This is a genomic window from Furfurilactobacillus sp. W61-4 (assembly GCF_057545565.1).
In genome coordinates, this window is sequence record NZ_BAAJNZ010000001.1 from 414,771 (window position 1) to 436,858 (window position 22,088).

General features: G+C 43.5%; 24 protein-coding genes and 1 tRNA gene. 1 reads left to right on the forward strand and 24 read right to left on the reverse strand.

Features of this window, described 5'->3' with window-relative positions:
* Window positions 1-4: 4 nt before the first annotated feature.
* From AC27FN_RS01980 to AC27FN_RS02050, 15 genes are all read right to left on the reverse strand, one after another.
* Complete coding sequence (locus AC27FN_RS01980; RefSeq protein ID WP_487166350.1) at window positions 5-4,102, reverse strand: distal tail protein Dit; 4,098 nt, start codon at window positions 4,100-4,102, stop codon at window positions 5-7.
* Window positions 4,103-4,110: 8 nt separating this feature from the next.
* Window positions 4,111-8,877, reverse strand: a complete 4,767-nt coding sequence (locus AC27FN_RS01985) for a phage tail tape measure protein (RefSeq protein WP_487166351.1) — start codon at window positions 8,875-8,877, stop codon at window positions 4,111-4,113.
* 202 nt (window positions 8,878-9,079) lie between these two features.
* The gene (gpG, locus tag AC27FN_RS01990) at window positions 9,080-9,460 is read right to left on the reverse strand and encodes a phage tail assembly chaperone G (protein WP_487166352.1); all 381 of its coding nucleotides are present in this window, start codon (window positions 9,458-9,460) and stop codon (window positions 9,080-9,082) included.
* A gap of 126 nt (window positions 9,461-9,586) precedes the next feature.
* Window positions 9,587-10,192 (reverse strand): major tail protein, encoded by a 606-nt coding sequence (locus AC27FN_RS01995; RefSeq protein ID WP_487166353.1) that lies wholly within the window; start codon window positions 10,190-10,192, stop codon window positions 9,587-9,589.
* A gap of 41 nt (window positions 10,193-10,233) precedes the next feature.
* Window positions 10,234-10,644: a hypothetical protein gene (locus AC27FN_RS02000; protein ID WP_487166354.1), complete on the reverse strand. Its 411-nt coding sequence runs from the start codon at window positions 10,642-10,644 to the stop codon at window positions 10,234-10,236.
* Entirely contained in the window at window positions 10,645-11,043 is a 399-nt protein-coding gene (locus AC27FN_RS02005; protein ID WP_487166355.1) for an HK97-gp10 family putative phage morphogenesis protein, read from the reverse strand. It lies immediately after the preceding gene.
* Window positions 11,043-11,372, reverse strand: coding sequence for a phage head closure protein (locus AC27FN_RS02010; RefSeq protein ID WP_487166356.1), 330 nt, complete (start codon window positions 11,370-11,372; stop codon window positions 11,043-11,045). Before AC27FN_RS02010 ends, AC27FN_RS02005 begins: the two co-directional genes overlap by 1 nt.
* Window positions 11,359-11,691 (reverse strand): head-tail connector protein, encoded by a 333-nt coding sequence (locus tag AC27FN_RS02015; protein ID WP_487166357.1) that lies wholly within the window; start codon window positions 11,689-11,691, stop codon window positions 11,359-11,361. The genes AC27FN_RS02010 and AC27FN_RS02015 overlap by 14 nt, the downstream gene beginning before the upstream one ends.
* 184 nt (window positions 11,692-11,875) lie before the next feature.
* On the reverse strand, window positions 11,876-13,036 hold the full coding sequence (locus AC27FN_RS02020) for a phage major capsid protein (RefSeq protein ID WP_487166358.1): 1,161 nt from the start codon (window positions 13,034-13,036) through the stop codon (window positions 11,876-11,878).
* Window positions 13,037-13,086: 50 nt separating this feature from the next.
* Window positions 13,087-13,668, reverse strand: a complete 582-nt coding sequence (locus tag AC27FN_RS02025; RefSeq protein ID WP_487166359.1) for an HK97 family phage prohead protease — start codon at window positions 13,666-13,668, stop codon at window positions 13,087-13,089.
* Window positions 13,613-14,833, reverse strand: a complete 1,221-nt coding sequence (locus tag AC27FN_RS02030; RefSeq protein WP_487166360.1) for a phage portal protein — start codon at window positions 14,831-14,833, stop codon at window positions 13,613-13,615. The genes AC27FN_RS02025 and AC27FN_RS02030 overlap by 56 nt, the downstream gene beginning before the upstream one ends.
* Window positions 14,834-14,836: 3 nt before the next feature.
* Window positions 14,837-15,001 (reverse strand): hypothetical protein, encoded by a 165-nt coding sequence (locus AC27FN_RS02035; protein ID WP_487166361.1) that lies wholly within the window; start codon window positions 14,999-15,001, stop codon window positions 14,837-14,839.
* A gap of 8 nt (window positions 15,002-15,009) precedes the next feature.
* Complete coding sequence (locus AC27FN_RS02040; RefSeq protein ID WP_487166362.1) at window positions 15,010-16,719, reverse strand: terminase large subunit; 1,710 nt, start codon at window positions 16,717-16,719, stop codon at window positions 15,010-15,012.
* Window positions 16,716-17,141, reverse strand: coding sequence for a phage terminase small subunit P27 family (locus AC27FN_RS02045; RefSeq protein WP_487166363.1), 426 nt, complete (start codon window positions 17,139-17,141; stop codon window positions 16,716-16,718). Before AC27FN_RS02045 ends, AC27FN_RS02040 begins: the two co-directional genes overlap by 4 nt.
* A 233-nt stretch (window positions 17,142-17,374) precedes the next feature.
* Window positions 17,375-17,740: an HNH endonuclease signature motif containing protein gene (locus tag AC27FN_RS02050; protein ID WP_487166364.1), complete on the reverse strand. Its 366-nt coding sequence runs from the start codon at window positions 17,738-17,740 to the stop codon at window positions 17,375-17,377.
* 711 nt (window positions 17,741-18,451) lie between these two features.
* On the opposite strand from AC27FN_RS02050, the gene AC27FN_RS02055 reads away from it, so the two are divergent.
* A complete protein-coding gene (locus tag AC27FN_RS02055) occupies window positions 18,452-18,658 on the forward strand; it encodes a CsbD family protein (RefSeq protein ID WP_487166365.1) in 207 nt (68 codons plus the stop codon).
* Window positions 18,659-18,808: 150 nt separating this feature from the next.
* Here AC27FN_RS02055 and AC27FN_RS02060 read toward each other — a convergent pair.
* From AC27FN_RS02060 to AC27FN_RS02100, 9 genes are all read right to left on the reverse strand, one after another.
* Window positions 18,809-18,897, reverse strand: a tRNA-OTHER gene (locus AC27FN_RS02060).
* Between the two features lie 305 nt (window positions 18,898-19,202).
* A complete protein-coding gene (locus AC27FN_RS02065; protein ID WP_487166366.1) occupies window positions 19,203-19,424 on the reverse strand; it encodes a hypothetical protein in 222 nt (73 codons plus the stop codon).
* Window positions 19,425-19,648: 224 nt separating this feature from the next.
* On the reverse strand, window positions 19,649-20,083 hold the full coding sequence (locus AC27FN_RS02070) for an ArpU family phage packaging/lysis transcriptional regulator (protein ID WP_487166367.1): 435 nt from the start codon (window positions 20,081-20,083) through the stop codon (window positions 19,649-19,651).
* A gap of 83 nt (window positions 20,084-20,166) precedes the next feature.
* Entirely contained in the window at window positions 20,167-20,388 is a 222-nt protein-coding gene (locus AC27FN_RS02075; protein ID WP_487166368.1) for a hypothetical protein, read from the reverse strand.
* Entirely contained in the window at window positions 20,388-20,648 is a 261-nt protein-coding gene (locus AC27FN_RS02080; RefSeq protein ID WP_487166369.1) for a hypothetical protein, read from the reverse strand. Before AC27FN_RS02080 ends, AC27FN_RS02075 begins: the two co-directional genes overlap by 1 nt.
* 12 nt (window positions 20,649-20,660) lie before the next feature.
* Window positions 20,661-20,930 carry a hypothetical protein gene (locus AC27FN_RS02085; RefSeq protein WP_487166370.1) on the reverse strand — a complete coding sequence of 90 codons (270 nt, stop codon included), beginning with the start codon at window positions 20,928-20,930 and terminating at the stop codon, window positions 20,661-20,663.
* The gene (locus AC27FN_RS02090) at window positions 20,917-21,138 is read right to left on the reverse strand and encodes a hypothetical protein (RefSeq protein WP_487166371.1); all 222 of its coding nucleotides are present in this window, start codon (window positions 21,136-21,138) and stop codon (window positions 20,917-20,919) included. Before AC27FN_RS02090 ends, AC27FN_RS02085 begins: the two co-directional genes overlap by 14 nt.
* Window positions 21,135-21,626 (reverse strand): DUF1064 domain-containing protein, encoded by a 492-nt coding sequence (locus AC27FN_RS02095; RefSeq protein WP_487166372.1) that lies wholly within the window; start codon window positions 21,624-21,626, stop codon window positions 21,135-21,137. Before AC27FN_RS02095 ends, AC27FN_RS02090 begins: the two co-directional genes overlap by 4 nt.
* A gap of 254 nt (window positions 21,627-21,880) precedes the next feature.
* Window positions 21,881-22,081: a hypothetical protein gene (locus tag AC27FN_RS02100; protein ID WP_487166373.1), complete on the reverse strand. Its 201-nt coding sequence runs from the start codon at window positions 22,079-22,081 to the stop codon at window positions 21,881-21,883.
* Window positions 22,082-22,088 lie beyond the last annotated feature (7 nt).

The window sequence follows — 22,088 nt, forward strand, 5'->3', positions numbered from 1 at the left end:
CCCCTTAAACAAATTGCTCACGAATTGTGGCATAAACTTCCGGACGTTTCGCCCAATTAGACCACTGCACGCGTAGATACGAGGTACCAACAGGAGCCATCAAAGACTGATTGCCGACATCGCCTAACATGAAGTTAACTGCGCCATTTAAATACGGTGTGACTTTGTGGTCTTCCGAATTAACTTCTACGACGTCTCCTTGCTTAAAGGTGTTAGGAATGTCACTGATCTGGGTCACGTTGTCTTTCCAGGCTTGATGATCCAGCAGCCAGCCACCAACAAATGCACTATTGCCCCACTTGCCCCAATACCAATTTGAAGCGTGAGCCTCATGATTGGGGTTAGATAAATCAGACTCAAACATCGTGTTAGTTTCGTTAATATCGTAAGACCACGTCCGTGAAGCGCCGCCAAGCTCGTTGTTTGTCATACTAAACTCAAAGTGATTGCCATGACGCTTCAGCCACATCTCACCGATATAGTCATTAAATTCCGGCAACTGCGTATTTTCTTCAAATACCTGATTGCCGATACGCAATCGGATCGTCGCGTTTGTTTGGTACCAATACCACAACTGCAAAGAAGCGATCAACTCGCTATCCGACTGGATGTTTAACATTGAGGCACCGGTCGCATTACTGCCGACACCGCCGCCCTGGTATTGAACATAGGCTCTAACTGACCAATTGCTAGCCGACTCACTCCACGGCATGTAAGCGTCTGCTCCGTGGATACCATCGCTATAGGCGCCCGTATTGTTAACATCCAGACGGTAACGTGATTGGATATTACCGGCGGCTGCCCAGCCGCCGCCCATTGTGCCAGAGCTCAAATTGCTACCGAAACGGTCATCCTTAAATAGCGCTTTAGGATCATTAATCGAGTACCAACTCGTGCTGTTAAAGTCAGCCTTGTGCACCGTTTTAGAAACTTGAGTCGCAATCATATCTGGTTGCGAAACATTACCTAACAGCACCTTCTCGCTTGCGGTAGAAGCAGCCACATACCCGTTGTCCCCCGGCAGACTCACGTGCAGATTGATGGGGGTCGGCTCGGTCCCATTATTTTCAATCGATATGGTACTTGTGACGGGGACATCAACACCAAGCTGCAGATCAGCGTAGTCAATCCGTACCCAGTTTGTGCCGTCATCTCCGGCTTCAACCTGCGTATCGCCAGCAAATTCGCCAACGTTACGGGATTGCCAATCGAACTGGTAGGCATTCGTTGCGGTTGGCCCCGTGTAAGTACCCTGCCATGGAAGATACTGCCCATCAGCTGATCCAGTTTGATTAACGCCGTTTTCAAAGGTGCTCGTATATATATCTGACCAATTTTCCGAATACGGTACAATCACACCACTATATTGTCCTTGGTCTCTAGTGTTCTTTGTACCAAGTAAATCCATCGAAATATTTGTGTAGTGGTTCAAAGCTTTAGGCAATTCAAAGTCGATTCGAAAATGACTATCATCACCGGTAAACGGATATTCAGCGGTCACCATTTCGAAGTTTCCGTTGTCGGCGTCACGCATAAATAAGCGCACTCGTTTACCTTTCGGGTCGTTTCCAGTTCCATATTGTCGAACATCCATATCCAAGACAAAATGAGTCTGATTTCCATACAACCACAGGGCGTGCTGACTGATCGGAACATTGACGACTAGATAATCACCGTCACCTTCATTTTTGATATTTATCACACCTGTGTCTGAATTAAAATCACCAATTGAATAAGGTACTAATGGTGAATCAACCGCTTTGGTTGGGTTACTGATGTGGTCAAAAAGATGATAGTTCCACGGCATACCCGTCGCCTGGTTAATCGTTCCCGAAAAGATGGCTGGACGGGTAATCTCAACGTGAGTTGTATTACTAGTAGCTTCAGTCAAGAAGTCAATGTTGACGTTTTTACTTGGGCCAAGTGTCCAGGTCACCAACGTCCACTGATTACTCAATTGTTGTTCTGGGCTACGCCAGATTTCTTTCCACGTCGAAGACGTGTCCCAAGTTCTAATACAAGCCTTAGCCGAGCCGCTCGTTACACGAGCTAGAAAACTAGCGTGCCAGACCTCCCCGGGTTGCGCTGCGTTGCCGAGGTCACTAATATATTCGAACGCCTCACGATAATTTAAATCAATACCACTGACCGTCTCCGAGTTGACAGTTTGATAACCATAACTGCCGTGATTACTCCAGCTTTGCATGTGAGTTCGGGCATCGGATTGAAGCAGGTTCCAATCTAAGTCATCTAAATTCGGAGCCCAGGCGTTGCTATCTGTCCCACCAACAGTAAGTGCCTCGTCGAGAACAACAAATCGCGGATTTGAAAACTCAACACTATCTGCGGCGGCTTGGCACCAGCAGGTAAATGGATTAAGAGAATTGATCTGCGTACTATCAAATCTTAAATCCGATGCTACCAATGTTGTTTGGATGTCTTGACCAGAATAACCACTAACGTCAATCCACGCTCCCTGGTAAACATCTCCATTTGTGTAGTGCACGATGTTTTCCACACCGATTCGATTTCGTTCACCGTTAATAGCTCGAACATTTTTAGCGACTAAGTCCACCGACAGATAAACTTTTTTACCAGGCAAATCAGATGTTTTATAAACATTGTCCCAGTAATTATAGCTACCAGCATTGATAGGTTTAGTAACATTAGTAGCAGAAACAGTTTCACCGGTATGTTGTGGGTCTAAAATACTTACGCCTAAATCATTAGGATCAAACTGCCGCGGTGCTCGATATTCGTAACCGGGATTCATCGGGAAATCAAAGTAACCAGCTCGTCCAGCAGTTTTACCCTCGATTGCTTGTATGGTATGCCAGGGTTGACCAGGAAAGCGCTCGTCATAATACAGCGGTACACCACGAAGCCCGTTTAAATAGGCGATTAAAGTGTTTGTGTTGTTTTGGTGAATGACAACAAAGCCATCTTCAACAAATGCATAGCTTCCATCGTTTGACCCTGATTGTGTCCAGTTGCTGTCTTTAACGCTATTAGCTCCTGTATCATCAATGTACCAGCCACCCCATGTTGCAGAACTCTTAAGCAAGTTATTTTTAGGGCTATTTGCAATCGGTCGAAACTGGTCAGGCTTCGTATTCGCCCATTTATGCTGTGTGTAGTTACTGCTATCATAACCGGCAGCCTCAGCGTACTGCATGAAAATCAGGTCACCATTGTCCTGCAGGTACGTTCGTAATGGAACATTTTGGTTAGTCCCATACTCCATGTATTGAGGCTCACTCGCAGTGTTGTTGGTGCCACCATCCCATGTCCCAGTACGACTATATAGATGGCCGGTCACCTTATTAGCGTTTTTTGAGTGGCCCGAAACCTTAGCCCGAACATTCCAACGGTCGATGTTATTAACACACCAATCCCACTTCGAAGCGTTGTCAGTAATACCAAGCTTTCCCCATAAGCCGTTGAGTTGTACGTCCAACGCCTTAAACAGGTTATATCGCTCGATTACCCCCGTCTGCCAGTTAGGCGTATTGCGGACTTGAAGCGAGCTGTTGCCATCGTCTTGACTGATGGCTTGGTAGTCTGATTGTGGTAACTCGTACCAGAAGTCAGCTGGCAGTTCCATGTCGATTTGCGGCCCCCACGCTGACCAAATCCCCTTACCTGAGTCATCACCGCGGACTTTGTCCTTAAACGAGATGACAACGTCTTGATGATTAGCTGAGTCTAACGGAAAACGCTTCTCATCAACAGCATGTGCTACCCCATCTGGAACAATAAAATTCAAGGTCCCGGTTCCTGTTCTAAATGACTTTTTCAAGTCAGAAGTTCCATCTAGAACAGCCATATAATAGACGTCCGGTTCATCACTAAAGATGACTTTTACAGGCTTCTTGGTATATAAAACAGCCGCAATCTTTCGGCGATTACGGCTGATGTTATAGTCATCTGCCACATATGCTAATGTGACAGTTATTTTTTTGTCCTTAATTCGCTGATGTTTCCAGTAATATCCGTCTGAGTCACCTACCTGGACCGTGCTATTTTCTAATTCAGGAAGTAAATCGCGATCAACGGAACTTATCATAAACAAGTCCGACGTATCAACGCCATTATAGGTCATTTTAATAATTATAATCGCCTCCCAACAGTACGCCCTTTATATGCTTCAAGCCTATCAATGGCCTTATCAACAGTTGGTGCAACTTGCTCACCAACTTTTCGACTATCCATAATTACATCACTACTTTTTTCATAGATCTTTTGCAGCATTTCATTCATATCAGTACGTAAATCACTGATTAAATTGGCTAACTCGTTGTTTGAACCTGAATCGAATCCGTCAGTGCTTTGCACGCTTACCGATGTCATCTCTGGTGCTAAATTGTTGAACGTCTTGATTGCTTTCGCATTAGACATATTACCAGTCGCCATATATGCTAAATCGCCAAACATTTTTGATGTTTGTGTCGCGTTCCAAATCTTCGTACCAAGAGGAGCATTAAGCATCACGTTACGCCCCTGAGGGATAAATGGCTCTTCACCAGGAAACTGAATTGCTTCCTTGTAACGAGGCCCAACCTGATCGTTAACCATGACAGGACCACCACCGAAGTAATCGGTACCAGTTGCCTTGTTTTCATGATGAGCGAAGAAGTTATGAACCTCATTGATGATGGTCGTCAAGGTAACAGTGTGATCTCTCTGACGAGCAAAGTTTTTAACTGATCCAGTCGCTCGATCAGCGTCATGTGATGCATGGTCTATGGCGGTCGGGTATTTTTTGCCTGGGTTAGTTCCATCAAATACGTTCAACGAGTGTGTAGCCCTGCCAGTGTCACCGGAAGTATGATCATAAGCTGTTGGAAATTTTGGACCAGGATTAGTCCAATCAAAGTTTTTTAATGACTGAGTTGCGTTATTGGTTGGTCCAGATGTTAAATCGTATGCAGTTGGAAATTTCGGACCAGGATTATTATTTCCAAAATTACTTAGTGACCAGTTTGCGTTGTTTGTTGGTCCGCTAACGTTATCTTTAGCAAGTAAGTTCTTAGCACCAGGGTCAACCTGTCCATATTGATTAAGGATCCACATGGCTTGCTTCGTGTTGCCAGTCGCTAAATCATTGGCAACTAATTGTTGCATTTTTGGAGTTAACTGGTTCCATCCATTTAGTGCAAAACTAGCAGCATCGGCTTTACCAGTCGCATAGTCATTGGCAACTAAGTTTTTAATAGATTGAGGTAATTTATTCCAATCTTTAACAGACATCCCAGCAGCTTTGGCCCAAGCAGATGCATTGTCGTTAACAACAAGATTCTTCTGATCAGGAGTCAGATTCTTCCACTCGTCTAATTTGCCAAGTGCTGTTACAAGCTCGGGGCCACCTTTGCTGTTAACAATGGCTTGTTTAACATCAACGGATAGACCATCCCACTGGTCCAACTTAGTAAGGTTGGCTTCAAGGTCTTCTCCGCCTTTGGAATAGATCATCGCCTGTTTAATGTCAGTCGGGATTGAGTTCCAAGTTTCGATTGATAAAGCCGCTGCGTCAACGTCACCTTTACCTTTTGCATGAGCTACAACGTTCTGAACGGCTGGTGATAGTGTGTTCCATCGCTGAACAGACATGTTGACGTCTTTCATAACAGGACTAGCAGAGTCCTTCATCACAGCTTCTTGCTGCTTAAGTGTCAACGTATTCCAGACGCCGGCATCACGTAATGCTCCAAGCAAGTCATCTTTCTTAGCGTTGATGATGGCTTCCTTTTGCTCAAGAGTTAGGCCTTTGAATTTACGAGCGTTCTCAAGCATCTTGGTTAACTCTTGACCACCCTTCGACACGATGACAGCGTTTCGTTCCTTCCATGTCATGGTGTCCCATTGACCATTAGCAAGAGCCGCGTCGCCAATCATATTCTTGGCGTTAGTGTTCAAATTGGCATGCTTCAACAGCCATTCCATTTTGTTCCAGGTATTGAAGTCCTTGCCAGCCTCAATTACCTTTTCACGCGCATTAGTAGATACCTTTCCTGTCTTCGGATCGAAGATGAGATTGTTCCAATCCTTGGCAGCATTCTTGCCATACTTGGACATCTTTTGCGTAGTATCAACTAATGTTGACTGCGATTTTGATGCCTTTTGTGCTGCGGCTGCATTCTTCTTCATCAAAGATTGGTAGGTTACGCCATAACTAGATAATGCCTGGTTAATTTTATCAATGCTCATACCTTGTTGCTTCCATAGCTGAGCTTCAGCGGTCAAGTATTGCTTGGTCTTGGCATTGTGATCCTTATTAAGCTTGTTTAGATCATCGTAATAAGTGGCGCTTGAGATTAATCCGGCCTTATGACTTGAATCAAGCGACTTTTTGGTCTGCTCATATGATTTTTGCTCAGCTCCCATTAACGACTGCACACCTTCAAGTGCAGCCTTTTGATCACCCTTTTTGATGGTATTAACATCACCAGAAAGAGCTTTTTCAATTGCACGACGTTTTGAAGAAGAAACATTTAGGATTGATACTTCGTCATCAGCCAATTTCTGTTGGGCATTTTTTACATAGGTTGCCTCGTCAGCAGTGAGCTTTCGATGCCCCTTACTAGCATTAGATAGAATCTTGTCGACATTGTTGGTGTATTGTTGATCTTCTTTCAGCAGTTTGGCGTTATTAGCCTTTTTGTCGTTATAAGTTTTTTCGGCTTCAGCCTTTGCGTCATCAGGTAAGTTTTTCATATCTGAGCGCATGTCTTTCAATGTGCGCTTAGAGTCAGATTGCATCTGTGAGAACGCATCACTGAAGTCTTTTTTTAGTGAGCTTGCTGATCCACTGCCGGTAGTCTTCAACTGATCCAGACTAACCTGCGAGTTATTAACGAAGCCCTGCATCTTTTCCAATGAGTTATCAGCTGCTACACCGACATCACTACCCCATCGAGATGTTGAACGGGCTGATTCATACGCCTTTTTGCCCCATAATTCCCAGATTGCAGCCCCAGCAACAGCAGCAACAGTCACAGCACCGATTCCAACTGCAAGTGGCGTTAGTGACGTACCTAATACGCCAGCACCTGCTTCGGCCGTAGTCAGGGACTTACCGAATAAAGTAAATCCACCGGCAGACTTCTCAACCGCACCACCTGCTTCATTTGCAGCAGTACCTAGCTTGCTGACCTTTCCGCCAGCCTCTGCTGCTCCTTCACCAATCTCAACAAATTTAGCCTTGCTACCAACCCATTTGTTAAACCTACCGATGGCATCAGATGCAGCGCCTATCCCAGTAGACAGCTTTCCGAACGCAATAAGCACTGGTCCAACAGCCGCAGCAGTTAGTAATAATGCAGCAGCGGTTCGCTTGCTTCCAGCGCTCATACTCTCGAATGATTGCAGCATGTTATTTGCCGCATGAATAATCGGAGTGATTGCAGGTAGCAAAGTGTTAGCCATCGTCATACCTAGATTGATGACTGACTGTTTGAAGATTTCAATTTGGTTCTTAGCTGATTGAAGGTTCTTCTCAGCTAAGTTACCGACATAGTTTTGTGAGACTGAGGCTTTAACTTTGTCATTCAGCTTTCCAAGTTGATCGGCATTGTTAGCCAGAATGGCACCGGCTTGTTGCCCTGTAGTACCGAACAGAGCATGGAAGATATCCATCTTAGCTGAATCACTCATACCCTTCATGTGGGCATTTAACAGACCGAAGATGTCCGTCATCGACTTCATCTTGCCTGATTTTGAAACGAAATCAGAAGTCTTTAATCCTAACTTACCAAGTGAATCAGCACCGGATTGACTCGGGCTAACTAGACTATTAATAACCTTACGTAACCCTGTACCAGCTTTGTCTGCCTCCAAGCCGTTGTTAGACAGTAGCCCCATAGCAGCAGACGTTTCAGATAGACTAAAACCCGCTTGGTGCGCAGTTGCTCCAACGTAGGACATACCGACCCCTAGACTCTGGAAGTCAGTCGAAGTTAAATCGGCTGCATACGCTAATTCATTGACAGCTTTCTTCGTATTCCGAGTCATGCCAGCCGTCGTGTTACTCTTCATACCAAATGCTTCAAGCGTTTGCGAAGCAACGCTAACAACATCATTGAAGTCATCACCTGATGCTACTGAACCCTCAAGTTCAGTTCTCATGGCCCCAATTGCTTGCTTAGAGGTATAACCTCGCTTAACTAAGTTCTGATAACCTTCAGCAATTGATTGCGTTGACTTCCCGTAATGATCCGAATACTTAGTAGCATCCGCCGTCATTGTTTTGACACCTGAAATGGCTGCTTTAGCAGATTCACCACCAGTTATTAACAAGTTCTTGGTAGTGTTCATCGTGTTCTGAAACTCGACTGCCTTCTTGGCGGCCATACCAAGTCCAGCAACGATTGGTGCTGTCATGCCAAATGTTGCAGCTGTCCCAACACTGGTTAATACAGACCCCATTGCTTTGGCTTGATTACCGAACGCGACCATCTTTTGACCAGATTGTGTCCAGTGGCTACTCTGAACAGCGATCTCTTTCGACAACGCGTTCATCTTGACTCTTGTCTGCTCAAGAGCGGCTGTGTCTTTATTAACTGCTGAGGCAGCGTTTGCCAGTTTAATCTTCTGCTCATCGGTTGCTTTATTAACATCGCCGATGCTGGTCTTGAGCTCTTCGTACTTAGTACGGCTCTGTGACAGCTTAGCTTGGTTAGCCTGCAACTGTGAGTTATAGCTTGCGTAAACTGCTCGCATGCCATTAATGCTATTGCCAGCGCCCTTGGTACTAGTCTCTAGTGCCCTAATTGCTTGCTGATTAGACTTAATCTGACGTTCCAGCACGCGTGACGATTGCTCAAACGGGTTGATGTCCAAGCTGACCGTCCCAGCAATATGTCCTAAACCACCTGCCATTTTTTATCCTCCTTTCCTGTGAACTAAAAAAGGAACGGAAAGGCCTTATCGATCGTGGTCTCTTTCTCGTCCTCTGACTTAAATATTTCATTCATACGATCGACATCATCAAGTGTCATCGCATCCACATCTTCCATGCGGTACGGCGTGTCTCCCTGCATAAGCGATTTGTAGAAATCAAGTAGATTATTATAAGCCTCGTCTACTTGACGTTTGACTTTTTTGGGTCTTCTTCCTCGTCACTATGCTTATGTTCTGGATTGCCTAAGCAGTCATCCATAATATTGCTGATTAAGCTGTCCTCGATATCGTCTCCAACAAACATGTTAGTTGGTAATCCATCAATGAAATCTTCTTTGGAAAATTGTCCATGAAAGAACTTGCTCATCATATCGGCAGTGTCATTAATGTTGTCCCAAACGTCCTTTTCACTTGCTTCTTTTCCACCCGCATTTTTAACGAGACGGTCAATTTGACGCTTCTGTAAAATCATCGCGTTGCCAGTGTCACGAAGCGTTGGACCCTCATTACGTACAAATTCCTTTGTTTTTCCATCAATTTGTAAGCTCAATTTGTAAGTCATAGCAATCTCCTTGTTTTTAATTGGCTGCCAATCGACAGCCTATGTATAGGGCAAAGCCCTATTCAGCTTTAATATTTTTACTATCTGTGGAAGCTGATCCAGCAGATTCAGATGGTACCTCTATTTTTAGGGCTGAACGACTGTCCCCGTAACAATTGAATGAAGAATGGCCAAGTCAGCAGCTGTCTTAGGAAAGACTGCTGCTGTAAATGCTGCTAAGTCAAAGTTAGGATCATCTTCACGGCCGATTAACATCATCACGTCATCATCGCCACGTGATGAAAATTTACCAGTGATCGTGTCTTGGTTGACCGCGTTCTTATCGTCTTTCGTTGTTCCTTCGAAGTTTGGAAGGTTAAATTTGCCCTTCAAAGTTGCGAAGTAGGCAGAGTTGTTGTCATCCATCGGTGTTTTAAACATTGTTGCAACATACGGTGGATTAATTCCCTTTTGGTATACCTGAATACCATTGTTTGCCTTGACTCCTAAAATAGCAACACGAGCCGAGGTTGGAATATCCATCAATTGAACTTCTTCTGACAGCGCCGTAATGCCACTTGGAATAACTACGTATGGACCGTCATCGGCGTAGAACGTATCCACATCGTTAGTAATATCTAATTTTACAGACGAAAGCCCTGGCAACTTAACTGGCCCATCACCTGTGATAAAATCATCGGCTCCTAATACGGAGTATTGGAATCCCTCAACACCTAGTTTTGCTTTACCCATTTTTGGGTACCTCCTATTTTTTTCAAAATAAAAGCAACCAACTACTCAAGCTGATTGCCTACATAAATGTATTCTCTTACGTTCATAATCAAACCGGCCAGATCGGGGTCTCTGTACCGGTCTGAGTAGTATGCTTCCCAGCCATTGTTTTGCAGTATTTGATCGATATTTTTCTGTAGTTGGGCGACATCCGCTGCAAACTTGGCCCAGCAATCAACCTGCACGGTATACTCCGTTAGCTGACGAATATCATCAGCGTAAAGGGCACCCACATCATTAATTGGTGTAACGCGAATCATCGGTGCTACACCAATCGATTGAAAGCTTTCCGGGATTTCATACGTATAAATTGGTTGCGGTGATACAGTCTTGCCGCGAATCTTATTGATCGACGCATTTAGTCCTGCATCCCCGTTCAACAGATTGCGAACAACAACCTCGGGCAAACTCATTTAATCACCTAGTTTCATGTGCTTTACGAACTCTGCGAGTACAGGCTCACGAGCTTCATCTATGCTTTTCTCAACGAAATGCTGCGGGCGCTGGTGAATTGTTCCATTATTTGGAAAGTGTTCACGCCACCCGGCCTCACCATAGCCATATTGCTGTTCCAGCTTTCCGGTTGATGTGCTCAACGTTCCAGCCATTGTTTCATCTGCCAAGTGAACATGGCCCGTGCTCTTTATTGAACGCGCTTGCTTCCACTTACCATCGCCATGACCGTCGCTCACTGGCGTGTTCTTTTGCAATATTTCGACAGCCTTATTCGTTCCATCTCGGACTGCTGCTCTTGCATTATTTTGGGCACCAACTTCTAAAGCATGCAGACGTTCGAGCATGTCACTTTCCATTACATCACCTGCTGCCCTTTAATTTTATCCATGTCTTGATTTGAGTAATCAGGATCGTATTGGATAATCTCGTAATACTGGTCCTTGAATCTAATTTGCCAGGTAGTATCGATTGCCTTCTTCTGCTGATGACGAATCAGGAACACAAATGTTTCTCTCCTTTCAGTGAGGCCCGTTGAGTTTTCTCGAAACTCTTTTAACGTTCCCGTCTGAACCTCTGCCCAACAAGTAAATTCGTCAGTCGGATCACGAATTGCTTCGCCATCTTCGTTGACACCACCATTCGGATTAACGAACGTGATTCGCTGAGTCATGTTACGTATGATCATTCGCTTCACGCTCCTTTTTAAGCCAATACGTTCCTCTCAGCTGATTAAGCAGTGGCAATACGCCAAATGGTATTTCTGATTGTGAAACGGACGACATCGTGTTCGTTTGAACAGTTGCCAGTCGATTAGCAAACCAATGAGCAGTCAGCAACACACTTGCGCGATCAAAGATTTCATCATCTGCAAAATCCTCCACATTGGCCTCGGCGCTAATGGCATTGACGATATATTGGCAAGCGGCTTTATAAAGCGACTTAATCAGATTGTCATCCTCTGAGTAGTCAACTTTCATATAATTCTTTAACTCGTCAAGTTCCACTAGTTAGTACCTCCTAACTAATCGGATGGCACTAAGGCCAATAAATCAGCCTTTAAGGTTTTGCCTTGTGTGTCAATACCGTGTGCCGCTAACCAAGCTGTGATGTCAGCGATTGTATTAGCATCTGTTGGCTTTACTGAGCCGTTGGGATCAAATACTGAACCCCCGCCGTTTGACGGGGCCTCTATTTTGACGCTGGGGCAGTCATTGTTACAAAGAAACCAGCATGCTCATCAGCCTTTGCGACACCATAACGGAACGCAACCCCAAGGTATTGACCGTACACAGTGTCATCAACCCACCGTAAAGCAACTTGTGCGCGATTGAGGTATAGAACAGCACGCTGCAGGTCACCAATAAACGCGTGTGCTTCTCCAGCAGCACCCAATAAGTTATCATTCACAACGGAAACTGGACGTCCTAACAATGAGTAACCGGATTGCGCACGTACATCAGGCGTCAACAAGTAACGTCCTTGTCCATCTTTCATTTGATCAACCATGTTGTAGAACGATTGAGAGGCCACAATTTGCTGATTATATGCAGGGTCAAGACTCACATTAAGAATTGTCTTAATGTCATCTAACGAAGTAGCAGATTTTGCTGCGAAGGTCTTAATAACAGACGCAATATCAGCGTTAGAGGTGTTTAACACTTTCTTGTTAGTATCTTCGATAACAATTCCAGTCAGATCAGCTTCTGAGTCGTCAATTGATTCCTGAGCCAAAGCAATCGCACCACGGTGTGTAGCTACTTCCCACTTAACTTGTGTAAAGTTTGGCTTGGCCAATGCTGGGTTCTTTTCCAATTCTGCAACAGTTGGAACAACGTCTGTTGGATTTCCAAGAATTGGATAGTTCCCAGATTGATGTGAGACTGGCACAACATGAACAAATTGCCGCAAATCGACAACCGTTTGAGGCGTTTCTTGTGGCTTGTAGGAAATATCCTCTGGGATTAGCACCCCAATATCCGTTGACTTCAATCCGTTGGTATTGTCAGCTGGTGCGGCGTCACGGACTTCTTGCTTTGTATGAATGAAGTGGTTTAACAAAGCCCGCTTGTCAGTTCCTTGTTCTTTCTTACCATCACCAGTGTCAACAGTTACAGGCTTTTTATTACGTTTTTCAGCATCAGCTTGCTCCTTGAGAGACTTAACATCAGCCATGCGACTCTCAAGCTCTTCAATTTCCTTCTTTGCTGGTTCTAGTTTTGCTTGCAATGACCGAGCCTCTTCAAATTTATCGTCTTTAACAAATTCTTGGGATTTGTCCAAATCTTTGTTATAAGCAGATCGCTTTTCGTCGATTTGGTTTTGCAGTTCTTTGATTTTTTCCGTGAACATTAAGTGTTCCTCCTTAATTTTTGGTAAAAGAAAAACCGCTAATCAGCGGCTTAAAGTTTTAATTTAGTTAGCGCGAGTTCCAGAGATAAATGCTCCTTCTCTCTTCGTTCTTGAACCTTGTGCAACGAACGTTGGGCTACGCTCACATCAGTTTCGGTGTATGCCGGAATTGGCGTGAGAGATAGTTCAATCAATTCATCAACTTTAGTGATTTTTCGAACGTATCCATCACCAGAATCTGTCCAATCATCATTTGCAACTGTGAATCCGAACGAGCATCCTTGGATGTTTCCGTTACGAATATTTGTCAGAACATCATGACCCAATGTCGTATCAGGTAACGTTGCATCAAAGTTTAATCCGACATTATCAATCGTAATAGCTAAGGTGCCGGCGTCTTCACGTGACAAAATGTTGTCGAAATTATGGTTATACAACAAGCGAACCTGTGACAGGTCAACACCATCAAAAGCTTGTGGATCAATGAATTCTGTAAATCCGCCTAGGTCTTCACTAGCTTGATCAAAAACAACGGCGGTTCCAGAAACCTTGCGAGCATTATCGCCCTCGCCATCATCACTTCTGGTCTCCAGCTTTAGGTTCACTACCCGTGTCTCCATTTTCTGTACCATTGGCATTTCCTCCTTTCAGTGTTGTTATTGGAATCTTATCCAACGGAACATAGTTACTCATGACTACGAAGTCTGATGTGTCGCTTGCTGGCTTGTAGCCTAAGCGTCGACGGTACTCGTCATGGTCGATGCCACCGTTCTGGTACATCTTGATTGATTCCTCGATGTTTGTCTTAGTGTCAAGACGTAACAGGCGAGAAACATCGAACTCGAATCGTTGAGTGCCAGCTTTGTTCCTAGGCAACAGCTTAATGTTGTTCTCTGCATTAATGGCACTGAAATAGTGATCTAGCGAGTTTTGAATGTAGTCCAGGTTAGCCTGCTCAATGCTAGTATGCGATCCCTCAATGCCCAATTTGTATGTTGGAATTGAGAATGCTTTGGCAATTTGTCGCGTTGAATAATTGTTACTGTTGACGAGCTTAAGAATAGACGTGTCAATCTGGATATCCTGATATTCCATTTCAGATGGAATCACCGTGACACCAGTCTTGTTTGTCGGCCCATTAGCTTCAACGAATTTATTTCTCAGAGCAGTCATTGCTTCGTTACTCAAATCTGATTTGTTGATTTTTAAAGCACCACGCGTCAGCTGCCCTGAATTAAGGTAGTCACCCATCATTCGATTACCGTTATTCTCCATGCGAATCTCATCGCCAAGTGAATATAACGGCGAAATACCAACGTAACCATCACGACTAGCGTACATATAGTGCAATATCTCTTCTGGCTGTAACCAATAGTGGTTGCCGTCGTCGTCATAGATTTCATACTTCAACGGATTTTTATAAATAGTCACCCATGATGGCTTGAGCAAGTCCAGTTCTACGAAATCGTTTTTAGTCTTCACAATTCGTGCGTATGCGTTACCACATAACAGCATATTAGCAGCCATAATGTATTTAAAATGCCAGGCATCCATTAGATCGTTGGGCTTAACGTTCAGCAGATACTCCAGATCACTAGGCATGACGTTATCCTGGTCTTGCATCAGTTTTAGCGGGTTGGTAGCAACATCTTGAGCAACAGTTTTAACGGCCGTAAATACATCACTGTTTCGCAGATAACCAGCTGGTGCATATGGCTTTCCGTCATAGCCATTAGTAACGTAGTCCCAGAACTCACGCTCAGAACCACCTGGTGCCACAGGCTGGAAAAAACCCATAGGCTATCTCCTCCTTTCTGTCATGTCGTTATAGATGGCAACCGCAATTAACAAGCTCCCCATGACCAAAAAGCCAATTGTGCTGCCAAATAAAAATGCTCCAATGCTGGCAGCTGTTAAACCGCTTAGCATTAGAACATTGTTGATATTCCTCAAAATAAATTTCATAGACTACCTCAGAAAGTAAAGTCATTGATGTAATAATCATTATCTGCAACGTCTCGATGCTGGAAATCATGGTACATGGCTCTAGTCCACGCATCTATCAATGCTGCCAATGGGTCAATCTTGTTTCGATACATAGACTTATCAATCATCACTGCATCATTTGTTTGCTTCAGAATTGCATTGTTTACAGCAATTTCAAGCAATGGATTCTTGGTATGAAATATCTGCAAATCTTGAAGATATTTTTGAAATTGTTTGGTTGGTTCTGACAACGTTAGATACCCTTGTGCAACGTCAACTGTTTCATATCGTTCTGATAAATCATTGACGATCATACTAGCCGAAGCTCGGTCATAACAAATTGCCTTAACGTTGAAATTATATTTGGCTACTAGTGTATCAATGAATTCTATTATTTGCCGATCATCGATAATACCAGTGTCAAGAGTTGAAAAGGTCGCAAACTGCTTTTCACGCAATGCCTCATAGTTAATCTTATCCCGCTTCATTTTGTTTTCTATACCGCCACGCGTTCCAACGAATGCATGCGAATCAGTGTAGAAATGATTTTCATCTTCCAATGGAACAACCCAAGATACGGCAGAAAGGTCACCAACACGGGCTAAATCCATCCCAATATAAACGTCTTTCCCATCAAGAACCGGCTCAATAGGAATCTCCGCTGCTTTCCAGTCTTGAACTTTAATATAGCTTTCGGATGAAGCTGACTGCCACATGTTGAAGTAATAGATCAGCGCCCCGTTGGTGCTATCTTTATCCAGCGCTTCTTGCCAACCACTTCTAATTCGATTCAAAATCGATTGCCCTACATTTTTGTCATATAGAATGGGATTGGATTTAATCCAACTATCTTCATCTTCGATTTCCTCTTCACTATCCTGCTCGTACCAGACAGTAAAATACTGATCGTTCTCGATATCGCCATTCAGCAGCTTAGTGACATACTCGTATTCTTGCTCATGAAACCAGGCATTAACTTTCTCTGATACAGTTGAAATAATTAATATTAACGGTTGAGCTTGCTGTCCTTGAGATGTTTCAAGCGTTCTAACAATCCCGTAATCCTCACTCTTGGATTGCTCATCAACAATTCCGAGCAACACATCAAGACCGTCTAAAGAGTTATAGTCCGACGACAACGGCTGGATAAAGCTTCCTGATTCGTCATCGCGTATTTCAGAACGTAACGATTTAACCCGCTTCTTGATGTACTTAGACTTTCCACGTAAATCACGAAGGAAACTTACAATCATCTTGTAAACGACCATCGACTGTTGCCGTGTGTTAGCAGCGCAGTATATTTGACGATCAAAGCGTGGTGTTGATTCATACAGCAATTCATACAAAGCCATGCCGGCAACAATTAGCGATTTACCCTGTTTACGAGACATTGAAATAACTGCTTTAGTAAAACGCCGGTAACCCGTTTGTTTATTTCGCCACCCAAATATGGAACCAACAATGAATTTCTGGAAGTTAACAAGTCGCAACCTACTGCTGTCTTTTGAGTTGGGAAGATGCTCGATAAAGTCAACGACTTCATTTCCCCTTTTAGGATCAAAAAAATACGGATAATCTTTATCCGCAACTTTTTTTAAGTCATTCAAATGCCGTTGGCAGGACTGAACCGTTTTCCGACCGGCTAAAATTTTACCGTCGACAATTGCTTGAGCGTATTCAGTTACTGGATCGTTCATGATCCGCCACCATATTTAGTAGCGAATGGATCATCACTTTCATCTTCCTTTTTGTCAGGTGCCACCAGCTTCATCCGACTATCTAATGTCATCCCTAAACTACCAGCAAACGATCTAATTTCCTTAGACATATCCGTCATGATGGTTATAGCCGGATTCTTCTTAGTTGTATTAGTCACGATGCGGCCATTTCGACTTTTTTCATGCATAAAGATTCCATAATCGTCAACGTCTTTTGCGGCTGCCAAATACTTCGAATACGAGTTCGCATATAACGCAACAGCCGTCCGATCTAGTGCTGTTATATTAAGCTTTTTTAACGACGGCATTACTCGCTTGTACTCTTCTTTGGCAACATCATCAAGCCACAATGGCGGTGCAGTTGCTAAGTTAGTAAAATCGCCAGCCATATCTTCAGCCATGCTTTTTGACTCCATTTCGTCCCTAGTTCGGTGTCCAGAAACAAGTTCACTGTTTTTTCGCGGTCTACCCGCCATATAATCACCTTCTTTTATAAAAACGGCACTCATTCGGAATTTTTAATTTTGGGAATTTTATACAAAGAAAAGAGGGGAACGTTGTTCGCTAAAATTTTAATCATAGGCCCCATGGTCGATGGGGTACCCTCTCACGCCCACAAAATACTGAGGCATGCCTAACGTCCGTACCATCGGCCTTTGTAAATCTTTTCGTGACAGCTCTTACAGATTGATTCTAAGTTGCTGCTGTCGAGTCGTCTTGACCAATCAACCTTAGTCTCAATGATGTGATGAACTGTTGTTGCTTGTGTAATGTGTTGATGTCTTAGACACTCCTCACATAGTGGTTGATGGACTAGCTGCTGCTCACGCGCTCTCTTCCATTCCTTACTGTGATAGAACTGTAAGTAATCATGTTGCTCTTGCTGTCGATGCTTGTTGTACTGTCGATTGCCATACCCTTGATGCTTGTCACAGTATCGCTGATCGTAGTCAATGAGTACGTGGCAACTCGGCACTGCACACTGATGCTTTGGTGTCATGGTTCCTTATCTCCCTTGCCTTAATCATTGCTAAGTCAGTTGTCTCAATTCGTCTGCCGTTCTGGTCAAATGAGACGTACACTCTGTCGCCTGCCCAAATGGACGTGATGGTTGACGTGTAGTTCATACCTCGTTTAGTTCTCCGCATAACAATCACCATGGAGTCCGTTGCTTGAATGAATCAACGTACGTACTCTTATTAGTCTTTACAATGTGGTCAATCACTACTTGCTTGTTCCTGCGCTTATTATCATCTGTGTTCCAATCAATGTGAATGTCCATCAATTCGTCCACTCGCTTACCATCAATCCATACCTTTGGTACTTGAGTGATTCCATCGAACTCAATGCGTACTCGTGGTTGTCTGCGTCTCTGCCACCGTTTCGCTGCCTTCCTCAATTTACGGGCAGAGTTCTTTGCACACTTTAATTTATAACCAATCGCCAAGCTTCTATTAGTCTGTTTCATAATTCCCCCAAATAAAAAGTGCTCACTGCAATAGTGATCTGGTAGTTCCACCATCTGATGGCATCCTGGCTGACGACACCTGCGTACTCTAGGCATCTTCATTATCCTCAAACATTGCTGTGAGAATTATTACTAACCATTTCATATTTTTTCCTTTCAAGCGTATCTTTTGATAAGCTAAATACATATTTGTTATTCTAATGAGGTACACATACTACATTTTCAACGAAGGGAGATTCATTTATGACTCAAGAGGAAAAGTTTGAGAGCAAAAAGGATCAATTAGCTGGTAAGGCTAAGGAAGTCGAGGGTAAGGCAACAAACGATAAGGGCCGCGAAGTACAAGGTAAAGCGGAGGGCTTACTAGGTAAGGCTAAAGAAAAATTGTCAGAGGCCAAGGAAGATGTCAAAGACAAAATCGATGACCTCAAAGAGAAGAATGACAAATAGTCACTATCAAGAAGGCGGAAAGCCTTCTTTTATTTTTCAGTCAATGAGGACTGATGACTATGTAACGCCACAATTAAGTGGCTATTTGATTAAAGTTAACTGCGCATTGGATGTTCCTGCATCCTTATTGGTTAAGTTTAAAGCGCACAATGTCACCGGCTAGGATTCGAACCTAACGACCTCTCGGTAGGAGCTGCCTACCTACTGTTATAATGCTCTACCGACTGAGCTACAGTGACACGTTACCCCGCCAGCATGCTTGGCTTATCGTGACTTCGTTCCTTCCGAACTAAACTTCACGGGTAACAATAAAGGCGCTGTGCAGAACGTATCTGCCAACTAAATGGAGCAGCGTCGTTGATCTATCATTGCCTCAATAAGAGGCCATACCGTGTGATGGAATCGAACCACCATTAGTTGCAACCAGTCACAGTTACTAATTGCGAGCTTTGATTATATTTATCCATATAAAAAGCGGTCAGTCTTTATGACTAACCGCTAACCGTTAATCTGGCATACATCTGAAGCATATATATTATTAACTTTAATCTGTGAGTTCTGCTACAACTGGAATCTCGTCAATGTGCAACATGCAATGGTCATTCTTTACCTTTTCAACTTCAGAGAAATGTTCATTTGCCGTTGTGATATCAAACTGATAAAAATCGTTTCCTAGTTTATGAGTTACAACTTTAACGGGACCAGCATCAGGAAAGTTTACTTTAGTTACATCGTCCAACTTTGCATGGAACTTTATCATATCCATAATGTGTATCCTCCAGTTCTAATATCATTCCTTAATTAGTATATCACCTAATTGTGAAGGACAACACATTATTAAGAAGTAGTCGAATAACTAACCTTCTTTAAATTGAATTAAGAAAGGTATCACATACGGATGATGTGATACCTTATCTCACTTATTTGATGTTACCAATATACAACGTAAATCCATTCGATTACTGTCAAACTACTGCCAATTTGCTGCCATTATTCTGCCAATAAACTGACAGATTTCTGACAATTTTCAGCTGCAACATCAAACAATATGCCAGCCCTGTATGCTTCTGCAAACTGGTACAACGCTTTTCGCTCCAGTCTATAAAACGATCGGTCGTTGTAGTTTCCATTCATTATGACCTCAGTTCGTGAATCATCGTCCTTACTAAAATAAAGATCATAGATAACTTTGATACAGTCCTTATCACACATTTCAATAGCTGCAACATAATATGCCAACTCGTTCTCAGCATCTATTCTTCGGACCATTGCTCGCTCAACACCGTTCTCATAACTTACCGCTTTAGGCTGGCTGTCAAATGTTGGTGACTTCAAATCAGACATTCGTTTGCCAGCTCTGCGCATAAGACCCCGGCATTTGCTAAGCTCATGTTTTGCCGCTTTGATCACCGCATCCTCGTTCATTAAACCGCCATCCTTTGCTATAATTAAGTTGCTGATTTAATTACGGATGGCCGTGTCCTTGTGGATGCGGTTTTTTTCGTGCATTAATTCTGTGGAATTCCAACGCTAACCATTACCGGCACAATCTTCCCACCACAAGCCTTGGCAGTCTTCTCCGCATTTTCAGCTTTACCAAAGCGCTTAGATTTGAGCACTTTCGCGACGAACTTAAAGTCAGTAATATGAGCGCCCTGTGTACTAAAGTCTGATAGGAATAGATCGCCCAGTTGGATGACGAACCAAGAGTCAATTACTGTCGTTTCCATTAATTAGCCACCCCATCAAGCTCAGTTTGGCCGTCGGCTTCTTTCGGTTCTTCTGTATCTAACTCTGTTTGACTAGGCATCATAGTGATACCAACTGATGATCCTTGTGCTTGTACTAAGGCTGCAACCTCAGCACTCAAGTCTTGCGTTGGTGCTTCCACACGTAACACTGCAATCTTGCCGTCCTTACGAGTTTTAAATTGAACGTTAGCAAGTTCACCTTTGAATGAGAAGCTGTTGTCCTTTAATTCTTTAGCCATGATTATTTCCTCCTAGAAAATATCTTCTTTAGTTTTAACGTCTTTTAACACTTCTAAAACGCTCATATGCCTCTTGTCGAGTTCTTCCAAGTATTTATCCAAACTATCGATTACTTTTAGCCCAGCATTAACTGACAGCGTCTGATAGCTTTCGAGAGCCATCTTTAAGTTTGGATAATATTGTTTGACGAATCCGTCGCCCTTTTTTCGTTTCTGATTAAGGATCACATTAAACTGATCGCTGGTAATTTTGAAAGTGTCATCAAGCTTAATATTTAACATTGACCTCATCTCCCATCGTCAGCTCATGGATAACTTGATTCTTCTGTTGAGTAGTTAGCACCTTCAATGCTTCCCTCAAATTTACATTGTGGTTCTGTTCCTGCGTCCAGTGCTGATTGCACCAGATGATCGTTTTAGTCATGTCACGATTCTGGTCTTCAAATTTACGCGTCATCCAATCGCGATAAACCTTTACATAGTCAATCAATAGTTAGTCGCCTCTTTCCAGTTGTAAAACACATCGTTTCTGACAATCGGCTTAGGCGTACTTGCCTTTCCGGTTAGATTGAGCTGCTTCGTTACTCCAATACAAGCCGCCTTGAAGTCGTGACGTCTAACGACGACTGCTTCAACTGGAACGCCTGTGTGCATTGCGAATAACCGAAACGTCAGCTTATTGCCGTTATCGATGCCGTATGGGCCAAATGAGTTCTTAACGTCGTACACGTGTAGAATGTGCATGAAGTCATCGTAGATAACGAAGTCGGGCGTGTATCGAATGCTGTTGATTGATGCGCCTTGGCTAATCAGCTTCTTCTCAGCAAGTACGAAATGTGGATGCACTGATACGTGATCAGGATTGACTTGCTTAAGAATGAACCGCTCGTAGAAGTCCAGCTCTTTTTGGCTGTCAAACTTCTGTCCCCACTTTTCAATCTTGGTTCCACGCTTGTTCAGCGCTGTTGGCGAGTTCAATGCATTGGCCTCCCTCCGCCGTTGTGAACATCCCAGATGGTCATGATTGCTAGTACGGCAATTACGATGCCCATTGTAATGTAATAGCCTGTTCCCATCAGATAACTCCTAACGCCCACACTAGTAGTGACTTAATATGCTGCCACACTGTAGGATTTTTCTCGTGTTCTAATTTTGCTGCCCACCCGTTAGTTGGAAATCCATCGTGCTTGTGGATGTCGTTATGACTTAATGGCGTTGGCAGTATAACTTTATTAGTGCGTCCGCTTCTGTTGTTCATAAGATTTAAGTATCTCCTGTTCTCTAATCCCTAGCGCTAGCAAATGGCCTAGAGCCACTTCGTAATTGGCGAATTTGTTATCAACCTTGTACTTTACCAGTCGATCAGCTAACCAATCAGAGACTGGATAAGCCCGATTATGGATCTCATGTAGTCCACGCTTTTTGTTATCCATATTGTCA